Annotated in this window: 7 protein-coding genes and 2 pseudogenes; 4 read left to right on the top strand and 5 right to left on the bottom strand. The window is 43.7% G+C overall.

What is annotated here, in order from left to right; translation table 11 throughout:
• Positions 1-69 precede the first annotated feature (69 nt).
• Positions 70-2,550 (top strand): hypothetical protein, encoded by a 2,481-nt coding sequence (locus L0660_RS25580; protein WP_235161950.1) that lies wholly within the window; start codon positions 70-72, stop codon positions 2,548-2,550.
• Between the two features lie 68 nt (positions 2,551-2,618).
• On the opposite strand, the pseudogene L0660_RS26430 reads toward L0660_RS25580, so the two are convergent.
• A pseudogene (locus L0660_RS26430) lies at positions 2,619-3,694 on the bottom strand (glycoside hydrolase family 28 protein).
• 264 nt (positions 3,695-3,958) lie between these two features.
• Positions 3,959-8,485 (bottom strand): hypothetical protein, encoded by a 4,527-nt coding sequence (locus L0660_RS25570; protein WP_235161949.1) that lies wholly within the window; start codon positions 8,483-8,485, stop codon positions 3,959-3,961.
• 403 nt (positions 8,486-8,888) lie between these two features.
• On the opposite strand from L0660_RS25570, the gene L0660_RS25565 reads away from it, so the two are divergent.
• Positions 8,889-9,260, top strand: a complete 372-nt coding sequence (locus L0660_RS25565; protein WP_235161948.1) for a Rid family detoxifying hydrolase — start codon at positions 8,889-8,891, stop codon at positions 9,258-9,260.
• 80 nt (positions 9,261-9,340) lie between these two features.
• Here L0660_RS25565 and L0660_RS25560 read toward each other — a convergent pair whose 3' ends face one another.
• The 3 genes and pseudogenes from L0660_RS25560 to L0660_RS25550 form a co-directional block, all read right to left on the bottom strand.
• Entirely contained in the window at positions 9,341-9,775 is a 435-nt protein-coding gene (locus tag L0660_RS25560) for a VOC family protein (RefSeq protein WP_235161947.1), read from the bottom strand.
• A 199-nt stretch (positions 9,776-9,974) separates the two neighbouring features.
• Positions 9,975-10,084 (bottom strand): annotated as a pseudogene (locus L0660_RS26425) (AraC family transcriptional regulator); the annotation flags it as partial.
• A gap of 178 nt (positions 10,085-10,262) precedes the next feature.
• On the bottom strand, positions 10,263-10,703 hold the full coding sequence (locus tag L0660_RS25550; protein ID WP_235161946.1) for an SDR family NAD(P)-dependent oxidoreductase: 441 nt from the start codon (positions 10,701-10,703) through the stop codon (positions 10,263-10,265).
• A gap of 210 nt (positions 10,704-10,913) precedes the next feature.
• Between L0660_RS25550 and L0660_RS25545 the strand changes: the two genes are divergently transcribed.
• Positions 10,914-11,687, top strand: coding sequence for an SDR family NAD(P)-dependent oxidoreductase (locus L0660_RS25545; protein WP_235161945.1), 774 nt, complete (start codon positions 10,914-10,916; stop codon positions 11,685-11,687).
• Positions 11,688-11,748: 61 nt separating this feature from the next.
• A complete protein-coding gene (locus L0660_RS25540; RefSeq protein ID WP_235161989.1) occupies positions 11,749-12,669 on the top strand; it encodes an AraC family transcriptional regulator in 921 nt (306 codons plus the stop codon).
• The last annotated feature ends 490 nt before the right edge of the window (positions 12,670-13,159 follow it).

Genomic DNA, 13,159 nt, shown 5'->3' with positions numbered 1-13,159 from the left:
TCATACCATTTTATATCTCATAATCAGAAACTTGGTGTAATCACACTCGTTTTAAACCAATTTATTTTAATGAAAAAATTTAACCATTGCTTTGCAGCATTGCTGGCATTGCTTAGCCTTTCCGTTATTGCTCAGCCTAAGACCAAACCTAAACCCTCATTCAGCGGCATCTATCCGCATCTGGCCATGTATAACAACGAGGGCGAGTGTGGAACGGGTGCCGTTGTGGGCTGGGCCGGAAAGCTCTGGGCGATCACTTATGCGCCGCATTTGCCCTTTGGCTCTTCGGATAAGCTGTATGAAATCGGTACGGACCTGACGCAAACGGTCCGCCCGGAAAGCATCGGCGGAACGCCCGCCAACCGCATGATCCACCAGGAAAGTAACCAGCTTTTTATCGGTCCTTACGCCATAGACGGCAAGGGGAATGTGAAGACGATTTCGTACACTACAATGCCGGGCCGGCACACCGGCAATGCGCGCCATCTGACCGATCCTGCCAACAAAATTTACTATGGCACCATGGAAGAAGGTTTTTATGAAGTAGACGTCAAAACATTGGCAGTGAATACTTTGTATGAAGATGGTAATGTCAAAAACAATAAAAGAATCACGGATAAGCAGACTTATCAGTACAATGGATTGCTTCCGGGAACACACGGAAAAGGTTACTATTCCGGTCAGGGCGTGACAGTTTACTCCAACAATGGTGAGCCCGGAAAGCTTGCAGAGAAGCAATTTGATATCGAGTCGGGTTCATTGTCGGAATGGGACGGTAAGGATTGGAAAGTGGTTCGCCGCAACCAGTTTGTGGAAGTGACGGGCCCAGGCGGCATTCTGGGCAACAAAAATCCGGCAACCGATCCAATCTGGGCGACAGGCTGGGACCACAAATCGGTGCTGCTGGGCGTGCGGGATAATGGTAAGTGGACGTTTTTCAGGCTGCCCAAAGCAAGCCATAGCTACGACGGCGCCCACGGCTGGAACACAGAATGGCCGCGCATCCGGGATGTAGGAACAGAAACAAAACCGGATTATCTGATGACGATGCACGGCATGTTCTGGGAATTTCCAGGCCATTTTTCATCTAAAAATACGGCGGGAATCCGGCCACGGACTTCATACCTGAAAGTAATCGGCGACTTCACGCGCTGGAAAGATCAGTTGGTTTTTGGTTGTGACGATTCGGCGCAGAGGGAATTTTTGAACAAAAGAAAAGCCAAAGGCAACATTGAGGGCCCGGGTCAATCCAATTCCAACTTGTGGTTCACTTCCCTGAACCAGCCGGATCAGCTAGGCCCGAATACAGCCGAAGGAGCCGTTTGGTTGAATGAGAAAATCGCGGCCAATGCTACTTCCGAGCCGTTTCTGTTCAGCGGATGGGCCAACCGTTCCGCCTGGATCCAGAACAATGGCGACGCTGAGGTGACTTTTACATTCGAAGTGGATAAAAATGGAAATGGATTTTGGACGAATCTCAAAACATTAAAAGTAGGGGCAAAAAAGGCAGCTAACATTCAATTTGCCGCGAATGACGGAGGAGAATGGATTAGGATCAAGGCGGATAAACCTACGAATGCATCGGCGCACTTTTCCTACATTGACAATGACCCGCGTAAGACGGCTCCCGATGCGATTTTTGCAGGTTTAAGCGATGTAACAGCATCGGCCAGCTCGGGCGGGCTGCTATATGGCCTGGGCGATAACCGCCGTGCGCTGGGTGTTGCAGCCATGGATTATTCGGCAGGAAAGACAACATTGTCAGGCTATTACGAGCTGGATGCCGACATGAATCTGGTACGAAAGGAAGATGCCAAAACGCTTTCTTTTATCCAAAATAAATTTGCTATCCCGCAAAAAGTGGTGACTGTTGACGAATCATCCGTCCTGGTTGTGGACGATAAAGGAAGAAGATGGAGGTTGCCGCTTGGCAATAATGCTTTTACGGGCCTTACCAATGATGGCGCGCTGCGCATATGCCGCGAAGTTTCAACGGAGCGGGATCTTTTCAACTGCCATGGTACTTTCTATGAATTGCCGGCTGAGAATGCGGATGGTTATGCCAAAATCCGCCCGGTTTCATCTCATAATCTGCGTATTAATGATTATGCATCTTACCGCGGTTTGCTGGTGATGACCGGCGTAGACGCTAAAAATCTGAAAGGAAACAAGCACATTGTTGCTTCAAGTGATAACAAGGCGGCGGTTTGGGCAGGGGCGATCGATGATCTCTGGAAACTCGGCAAACCCACCGGCCATGGCGGTCCGTGGAAAGATGCTGCTGTGAAAGCAAATGCTGCATCGGATCCTTATCTGATTGGTTTTTATGACAAAAAATCATTGAAGCTTTCTCACAAAGCCAACAATGATGTCACGTTCACGATGGAAGTGGATCCGGTTGGAAACGGACCTTGGATGGAAGCCGGGAAGTTCACGGTGAAGGCAGGTGAAACATTTACATTTGATTTTCCAAAAGACTTCGGAGCCAGATGGATCAGGTTCAAAACCGACAAAGACTGTGTGGCTACAACGTGGTTGGAATACAAATAAAAATGAAAGCGAGACTGTCCCACAGGCAGTCTCGCTTCTTATATCATTTAGTCAATCATTTTACCATTTTAGTCAATCACCTTACCATTCACTTTTACATTGGTCAGCCTGAAATCCTGAACGACGGTTTTGTCATAAGCTCCATTTTTTGCGGAAATATTCAGGTTCTCGAATTTGAATCTGGACAACTTATCATAGTCGCCGGGGCTGACATCAAAAAAGACTTCGCATTTCAGATCAATGTTTTTCAGGCTGATATTGTCGCAGTAGGATAGGGGGACGTCTTTCCGTCCTTTCAAATCAAAAAACTGCTTCCAGGGCTTAACATAGATCAGACTATAAGCGTAACCTGTAATGTTCTCAACGCTCACAAACTCGTATTTCTGCGGTGTGTCCGGTCTCATTTTAAGCCATAGCACACGCATAGCGTTGGTAATGTGACAATTGCGCATCACAATGTTCTTATTATGAATGGCTTCGCTGCCACACGTGAGCGCCGCGTGACAGAACCCAAATTCTGAATCTTCTATAATTACATTCGTGTTCGCACCATTCCCCGCATCCTTGTCGGCATAAGGGCCTTTTCCACCTTTCAATGCGATAGCATCATCATTTACAGCCAGATAGCACTTTGCCAGAATGCCTTCCAATAATTCAGCCCGTTTCCGTCGATAGTGCCCTTTCCTGAGATTGTAAAGCCATTCACACCATACGCATTCACCAATGCCGGGAAATAATCCAGCGTCTGACCTTCCATCCGGGATGGCATCATCGGGTAATCCGCAATCTTATCTGAGCCTTTCAACACCGCGCCTTCGGAAACATACAAATGCGTTTTTGGCTTAAAAAACAGGGCACCGCTCAAAAACGTACCTTTTGGAACAATGATCACGCCGCCGCCTTGCTGATGCGCCAAATCGATTACTTTCTGGATAGCCGCCGTTTGTACTGCATTGCTATCCGCTGACACCCCGTGTTTTGTAATGACAAACTGTTTACCCAAATCCGAAAGCTCAATTTTGGAACTGTCTGAAAACCAATCCGGTATTTTGGTGCCATCGGGGAACGTAGTGGATTTTTTTGTTTGAGCAAATGAAATAAGAGCGCATAGGCATGTAAGGAGCAACAGACAAAATTTTGGCATAACAAAGATTTCTGATTGATAATGCTTAATGGTTTAAATTAACTCATATGTTACCCATATTTTCCGCCAGCTTACCAAAGTTGCTTCTCCTCCTCGAATGTTAATAAAGGATGTAAGTTTTTTGTATCTAATTGCATTTTTCAAGTGATTCCACGACAATCCCGATAATCTCCATTCTTTGCAATTTGCCTGTTATTCGGGTTTGGCTTTAAATGTTTCATTTGATTGCCGTAGAAGAGCCGATTAATATTGTAATAGGCTTACCTATGGTTGTGGAAACTTTTTCTCCGAATGTCGGTACCCTTGTAAGTTCCTTTCGCTGTCAGAAAGGTCCCTGTAATGATGCAATTTCCTGTTGGTTAATAAGAACCTATCCATTGCTGCCCCAAAATGGTAGGCCGAATCATTCAAATCGTCTTCCAAATATACGATGTCGTACATGGCTTTCTTATAATCATCACCTGCCGTATGGAGTTTGATGGCCTTGTCGTAATGTAGTGCAGCTGATTCAAAGTTATAATCCCGGTCAAAAAGTGTGTATGAGCTTTTATCAATGGAATATTTTTTTAGCACTATCTCTTTCGCTTCCTCCACGAGTGTTTTCGGAACATTCAAACGATTATTTCCAAATGAGTCGAAACTAAAAAAATTACCTAAGCGGTAATGGTGGTAAGCCAAGAAACTGTTTCCTACAAGGTAATCATTATCGTAGATCTCCATAATTTGAACAATTGAGATCATTGAATGCAGGTATGAGATGCAGTGTAGGAGAATGTCCTTAGTTTTATTTCCGAATGGAGCAAACTTATCGCTGGATCTCAAATAGACAACTGATTTAATATCGTACTTAATTTTAATTTCATGGAGCTTCGCAGAATATGTTAATTCCAGAAGGCGAAGATACTGGGTACTCATTGAAGTACTGGAAAATACGAGAGGACTTTTGAAGTCGCTGATCTCATTAGGTGGAAGCCGGAGTTTGATGTGTTCCAGTAAAATTAGGGCCTCACGTGTGTCGGCAGAGTTGGATAGATTGTCTTTTATATCAGCCGATTTTATTTCTTGTTTCGTCCTGGATTTTTTATTTAGCACCTGCAATTTCTCTCTAAACTTGTTAAAGTCATGAATGTCAGAAAATTCAGCTGTCTGCGATGAGATATGGAGGACTCTTTTTACAATGCTTTTCTCTATTGCGTCGATAAGGTTGGAAATTACTGAGCGATGGTCCCTATTCTCGGCTATTACTAACCTGACAACGTATAAAATCTTTCTTAATTGGAAACTTTCGCTTCTAGGGCGACTTGCGAGGTCGAAGTAGTAGCTTGATAAGTAGTAAAGGCAAATGATGTTATGAAAAGACACATACTTATGGCCACCTTTTCTAAGTGACCATAATTTTTCAAAATTATCAGAGTCTTTTGTATTATAGATGGTTATCAAAAACGGCAATATGTTCGCAATTATTTGAGGGGTGGGGCACTTAATCTGAATGTCTAACGAAAGCTCATTAAAAGTTTGCATTATCCATTGTCCATTATCACTATCAATTTTTAAGCCACCCGGAAATGTTTTTTCTATTTCAGCCAATCGTAGTCCTTTTGCGAGCCTTGCAAGTGCCCTTGTATTTAGTACGCTGACAATCTTGCAACCATCAAATGACGAATCCTCTAAGGGCAATTGAAGCATGCTTAGTAGGCAGTCGCCTATATGAGATAAATGCGTAGCTATATATTTAAAATGTATCTTGGACAATGAATTCATGTATGGCCGAATTGCATCTGGCCGAAGAATATCGAAGATTGTTATAGGGTTAAGGTTAGAAAGGGACGTCCGGAACTTATCATCAAAAACTCGCCCTTCCAGCACATGTTTCAGGCCGATGAAATAAATTTCGACAGCAATTATTGGTGAACGGTAGGGCCTGGACTCAGATGGACCGTAGTTAGCCAGATTCCTGTCGGACAAACGCCAGTTCAACTCATCATAATGTTTCTGCGGAATAAATTTAAAGTCTTGAGATTTGGGCCACTCAAACGCCTTTACACTGTTCTTGAAATATAATATATTAGCAACATGCAAATAGAAATTCGCGATAATGGTGTTGTTAGTGCCTGTAAAAATAGCCACGGATTCTGTAAGCTGAAGAAATCCTCCCATGGTAATGCCATTTTTTAGAGCTGTTATCCCCTCTACACCCATTTTTTCCTGAACCAACATCTCGGCGAGGAAGGCCTGATTTACAACTTGAAGCACATCGCTTAGGGATGCATTAAGCGAGGTAGGGGTTAAAAATCCTTCTTCATCAATTAGGCTGTGTATTTTGCTTCTATTTAGCTTTTTTTCGTTTGATGTGTCTAAAATACTTAAGATATAGTGCTTCGCGCTCGAAGCAGCACCTGAATACAAGGCAAGTGATTCTTCGAAGCAATTGATCTTTTCATAAGTTAACCCCAGTTTCAGCCTGTATTTTTGTAACAGCAGAAAGGTTTGCATGTCCGAAGCGGCTGCATTGATAGCACCGATAGCTGTAATCGCTTCGGAATAAGCGATAATAGCATCGTCGTATTCCTGGTCAAAGAAATGGAGGTCCCCAAGCATTCCGTTCAGATATGCAATCGATGAGATCTGCGCTGACCCATTTGTAAGTGTTATATCGGATCTATTGGCCTCTTTAAGATCTCGAAGTTTTGAAATTACCTGATGTTTAATAACATATGACTCGTCCAGGGTAAAATTGAATGCTGCCGACTCTTCTTCGAATGTCTTCGATAGATATACAATTTCGTTGACAGTCTTGCTGTAAAATTTGTATTCAAAAAGACCGATTTCAGTTTCCTTGATATGGTTTAAGGTTAAGTATTCGATGATTTTCTTGATATGGTCTCGGAGCGCAGGGGTTCTGTTCGTTGAGAGCACTTCTGGCATTAATTCTAAATGGGAGCGCGAAAATGCAAATGGATGGAATTTAAATATATGATCAAAAAGGAATGAAGTAGAAACTACCAGGTTATCGCTGTATTGCTTGAAGCTATTTCCATATTTGACAAGAAATGGTCTATATAAATAGCTGATGTAGCCAATCCGCTGCTGCTGCCGGTAATCAAAAAATAAATAGCACTTTTCGCCGACCCATTTCTGACGGTAAAGCTTGTATAGTTTGGTGCTGAAAATCCAGTCCAATGCTGGATCGATTGTTTCAAGTATTTCTAAGTATACAAATGCCGATTTTATTAAATATCTAAATGTTTTTTTTCTGATCTGTCGGCGGACGATCCTTTCGCCGGATCTGGGGTCCAATTTATCGACTGTAATGAATTCGTGAATTAATTTTATCAGTTTTTTAGGAGATCCATTGCTTCTGTAAGTTAGGTATACAACAAAATTTTGAAGTAACATATTTACTTTGAGAGCAGAATTCGTTTCAGAAAGTGGCCCTGTGTAGCTTTCGAAGTTAGGGGTGTAAAGTGATCTGGAACCAGTCTTCGAGCCTTTTTCTATGAGCATATACAGATATTCTTCTATTCCGGCGCTAAGAGAAGCTGTGCCATCAATAGGCTCTTTCAATAGGCTTTCAATGTAAAAAACGTAACTGAAAATACTTCCCAGGGAGGATTGCCTGTCAGCAATGTCAGCCAGGGAGGCTTCGTACATCTCCCTGCCTGCGATAAAAATAAATACGGCTTTTGTAGTTGTTAGAAAGCTTTTCAACCCAGCTATTATTTGCTGTATTGCACGTTTTCGAGCTCTAAGTTCGTCGAAGTATGCTTTCTCATAATTTTGCGCATTTAATGAGTTGGTTAGGTCAGAGTCAAAACCTTGCAGACCTGCAAAAATGTCAACCTTATCAAGCTCATCAAATACAAATACCAGGTGGTTCTCCGGATAATCATTAATGATTGATCTGAGCTCGTTTTCTATTTCTTTCGAAGATGCGATTTGATAGACTTCAGTTCGCTTGCCACCTGCATACCCAATTTTGGTACTGAGGGATTCCAAATTGATTTCTTGGCTATCCGCGGATTCTGTCGATGTAGCAGCATAGCATTTTTTGAACAAATCGTCTATCTTAGTCCAGGCAGACGGGGTTCCAAGCCAATCATACGCAAGCAAACAGATTACCGCGAGGCAAAACGCTAATAGCGAGGAGATCATCAGAATTTTAGAATAAATTATAATTTGAGCCCAAACCGTCGACCCATATTCATCGGAGGTAAAGATTGCTTGAACGTCCGCGCGTTTATAAAGAAATAGAAATAGCGTGGCCAGGAATGTTATGCCAAGGTATTTAACCAGACTCGTAATGATCCTTTTGATCATGCTGAGTTCGTCAACAAAGTATTTTTTGCAGTATACTTCCCGCACACCAGAAACCATATGGATTAGAATGTCCGTTTCTTTGGGCTGTCGTTGTGCTATCGTTATTTTAATCTCAGTCAATTTTTCTGCCGGGCTTCGTTTTTTGTTAAAATCTTGCAGCGTGCGATTTACAAAACTCGTCTTGCCCATTCCCCGATAACCAGTTATCAGGTAAACGCCTTTTTTCGAGGTCAACATCTTTTTGAACTTCTTGTGCAGATTTTCTCTTCCGATGTAAGGCTTATTTTTATCCGTAAATTCGTCTTCTCCTGAATGCGGTAAATTATCGAAGTCGAACTTTCTGTGCATCTCAATGGCGACATCAAGAATGTATGTGGGTGGGAGGGTTGAAGGTGCCTCGTCCGGTTTCGCAGGCAAAATTGCCTCCCAAAATTCCCGGCCATACGTAACAATTGAAGAATAGAAAGTTTTCATTGTCGACTCGTCCTACAGGTGTTGAAACAAAGAATACCTTACTCCTGGAAGGCAGAGTTGTAATCTGTCGGAGCATGGTTGGGATAGGGCAATGACATTTTGCCCAAGAATGAAAGTCTTAGGTCTAAGGAGATTTATTAGAGTATAAAATTTTTATGGAGAGGGCCTAGTGGAATGGGAAAAGAATTGAAAAGCGAACGTAAACTGATATCTTGCCATATTTATGATAGTCAGGAGGTTTTGTATGTAAAGTCTCTAAACATTTGGATCTAATTTATATTTTTGTTAAATAATTTACTGTATAAAAATTTAAGGGATTTGTTGCGATTACGGTCCAGGTGAGTAAAACTTCAGATATCGTCCTTGGTGCTGAGATACAAACATATCAATAAAATATTACCACATGAGTACAAATGAAAATGCCGCAGCACCGGCAGTTCCGATTTCAAAAGCTTTGGTTTCCAACGGATTCCTGTTCATTTCCGGTCAGATCGGCTCGGCAGGCGGGCAGCTGGTGACAACATCTTTCCAGGACGAGGTCCGGCAGGTGTTTACGAATATAGAAACCATACTCAAAGAGCACAATTTAACATTCAGCCACATCGTCGGCGTCACCGTATACCTGACCGATATGCGCTATTTCGACGAACTCAACGCCGTATATCAAACTTACTTCACCGACCGTTTCCCAACCCGCACTTGCATAGCCGTAGCAGGTTTGCCGAAACAAGCCAGGGTTGAGTTGACTACTATGGCTAGTTTGGAGTTGCGGTAGAGATGAATTTAATAGGCACGCTGAAATGAATAAGAAACGCCGCTCAGGTAATCCGGAACGGCGTTTTTCTTGCGCTGGTATTACGCGTGATAGCTTGGATCAAATTCCACGATCCATTCTATTCCATATTTGTCTCTGAACATGCCAGCGTATGTGCCCCAGGGACTTTCGTCAATTGGTCCTTCGATAGTTCCGCCTGCTGACAGTCCGTTGAAAATTTGCTCTGCTTCTTCGCGGCTTTCTGCGCTGATGGATATTTTGGACCTGTTTTCACTTTCGCTTACCCGCCCCATAAACTCCGGCACATCATTGGCAATCAATACATTGTGTTTTCCTATGGGTAGAACAATGGTCATTATTTTATTTGCCTCGTTTTCTGGTATCGGAAATTCATCGCTTGCCAGGTCTTTAAAACGGACGATCTTCGTGAAATCACCGCCAAATACGGATTTGTAGAAATTAAATGCTTCTTCCGCATTTCCATTGAAATTGATCCAGGGATTGATTGTTCTCATAATTTGGTTGAATTTTTAGTTGATTCTTGTGCTTACCAGCATTTGTTCTCGTACGGTTGGCAGAGAAGCTGTTTGCTATATTACTGCAATAAAGCAGATATGGGCATCACAAAGGTGAAACTAAGTCCTGGCCCTGACACTGTGCAAATGCGACAATATAGGGGGTAAATAACGCCAAACTTTGACAATGCTTGGCACCTCAGTTAAAGCTCGCCCTGAATTCCAGGGGGAAAAGTTTGTCTTTGATTTAAATAACTTATTGAAAGACTGCGGATGCTCAAAACCAAGCTGGTAGGCGATTTTACCAACTGTCAGATCACTGACTGTCAACACCTTCCGGCAGCCCGCCGATTCGTTGTAGGTGATGTTATAGAAATCCATTGAAAAAGTTTCGGCCAGCATTTCGGCTGTGATCCGCACCTTATTGAAATCGAGCAAGCTGATGAGCGGGTGCAATGGTTGTGGCAGGCCGAATGTGCGCTGCATTTCAGAAATGGAGTGGTACACGCGCGGTTTGAGATGTTCCCTTTTCATAGCCGCTAGTGATAAAAAGTCCCGCTTTCCGCTCGCGGAAATAGGGGAGAAATGCTTGCGTCACCCGCACTACACCGAAGAAATTGGTTTCCATTTGTTGAACCAGCTGCTCGTCGGTCATCGCTTCCAATGCGCCAAACAATCCATAACCTGCATTATTAAATACCACATCAATATCACCCAAAGCCAGCGCCTGCTGCGAGATTTCATGGATTTGCCGCGTGTTGGTCACATCGAGGGGCAACACGGTTACATTATTCAGCGCATGGAGTTCTGTTTCATTTTCAGGCTTGCGCATGGTCGCGATCACCTTCCAGCCTTTGGCCGCAAACAATTTGGCCGTAGCCCTTCCGATACCTGTTGAAGCACCGGTAATAAAAATCGTCTTTGTCATTTGTCTTGCTTGTTTTTTTCGAGAGACAAATTTCCGTGGCTTGCGGCTGGCGCTCGTAGTGGATGTGGAGATTGTTGTAGCCGAAATGGTCTTGCCAATAGCTGGATGCATAAACGGAATGCACCCTCAATTTGGATACAACATTTCCTGTTTCGGCTACAAGCGCTGTGTTACGATCGCCGAATTTTGCCTTATAAAAATTCAAATGATATGCAGACAGAAAAAAAGAAAGTAGCACTGGTTACAGGAGCAAATACAGGCGTGGGATACCAGATCGCTAAATCACTTGCTGATGAAGGCTACACCGTTTACGTCGGTGCCAGAAACAAGGACAAAGGGGACGCTGCCGTTACCAGGATAGGCAAACAGTCAAAAACGATTCAACTGGACATTACCGATTCCCAGTCCATCGACGCAGCAGTAAGGCAAATTCAAAGCGAAGCCGGATACCTGACGCTGCTGGTCAATAACGCAGCAATCTCAAATGCAGGAAAACCGGGACGCACTATGGAAGAGGTCCTTGGAGCCCAGCGCGCCAGTATTGCGCCTATCGATGAAATGAAAAAGGTCTGGGAAACGAATGTGTTTGGTACACTTGCCGTGACACAAGCCTTTTTACCTCTATTAAGGAAAGCAGACTCAGCACGGATTGTCACAGTGTCGAGCGCACTGGGTTCCCTTACTTTGAATGCCAATCCGGCTAACCCCTTCCGCTCTGCGTTCGACGCTGCTTATGGCGCATCCAAAACTGCACTCAATGGTATATTCCTTTCACTGGCGATCGATTTAGAGAGTGCAAATATCAAAGTACACCTGGTAAGTCCGGGGTTTACGGCAACGGCTCTTAATAATTTCCAGGGGACCGATACGGTAGAGGAAGGATCCAGGGAGCCAATAAGGGTAGCCCTGGCAGAAGACCTTCCCACAGGAAGCTTTACAGGACCGGCTGCCTATGCGGGAGCAGATAACATTGTTCCGTGGTGACAGTAAAAAGGTCAAAATCCCGTGGCTGGAAATAGTTACGGGATTTTGATACATTTATATGATGAAAAATAAGGAAGACAAATTGATTCGGTTCATAACCATATCGGAAACGCATGAGGCCTTCGGCTTGCCCAAACCCCAGCATCCGTTGATCAGCCTTGTCCATTTCAACGAGCGCAACCCCTTTAATACAAGCATGGCGCCGATCTACGACTTGCTTAGCTTCTATAAGATCACTTTCATCACCGATAACAACGGAAGGCTAAAGTACGGAAGGGACTATTATGATTACGATGAAGGAAGCATGCTGTTCCTGGCGCCTAACCAATTAGTAGGAAGCACGGATTATAATAGCAGGACCTACTGTTACATTCTGCTCATTCACCCTGATTTTTTATTGGGCCACCCGTTGGCAAGTAAGATCAGGCAATATGGCTATTTCGCATATTCAGCTAATGAAGCACTTCATTTGTCCGACACCGAAAAGGAAAATATCCTTTCAATTTACAGGAATATGGAACAGGAGCTCAATAGCCGTGTAGATGAATTCAGTCAGGAGGTCATGATCGCACATATCGAATTGCTGCTGAGCTATGTTAACCGCTATTACAAGCGGCAGTTTATCACCCGCAAAGTGGTCAACCATGATATTCTGTCGAAAACAGAAGCCATACTGGATAATTATTTGAACAGCCAGCAATCCCTGCATGACGGAGTTCCTACCGTTCAGTTTCTTTCCGAAAAACTGAACCTTTCGCCAGGTTACCTAAGTGATATGCTCCGTTCGCTGATCGGGCAGAATGCCCAGCAGTATATCCATGAGAAACTAATCGAGAAAGCAAAAGAGCGGCTGACCACGACGCAGTTAAGCATGTCCGAAATTGCCTATGAGCTTGGTTTTGAGCATTCGCAAAGTTTCAGCAAGCTATTCAAAAACAAAACCAATCAATCTCCAATGGATTTCAGGGCTTCGTTTACGTGATAACATTTGCTTAGAGAGAGTAAAAGTTGGAATGGTAGGCGTCCAGGTTATTCCCAGATTTAGAACTTGATTCTGGTGAGTAAAATTTGCAGATCTGTAAACTCACCGAATTACTCACCAAAAATGTCTGGGAAATTGAATATTTGGGGTAATCTCGAAAAGAAAAAGTCTGCAAACCTATTGATTAGCAGGCTTTATTATTTCTTCAAGTGATCCCGCTGGGATTCGAAGCCGATCGCGGCACCGCCAGGACCCATACATTAAAAGCGGCCGGCGTTCGGGTGTATTGCTCTTCCAACTGAGCTACGGAATTGCAATTAAACAAAAATAGCGCCCTTTCGAGGCGCCTTTGTGATCCCGCTGGGATTCGAAGCCGATCGCGGCACCGCCAGGACCCATACATTAAAAGCGGCCGGCGTTCCGGTGTATTGCTCTTCCAACTGAGCTACGAAATTGCAATTAAACAAAAATAGCGCCCTTTCGAGGCGCT

This window comes from Dyadobacter sp. CY351 (genome assembly GCF_021502625.1).
GTDB lineage: Bacteria > Bacteroidota > Bacteroidia > Cytophagales > Spirosomataceae > Dyadobacter > Dyadobacter chenhuakuii.
This window is presented reverse-complemented; position numbering and strand designations above follow the sequence as displayed.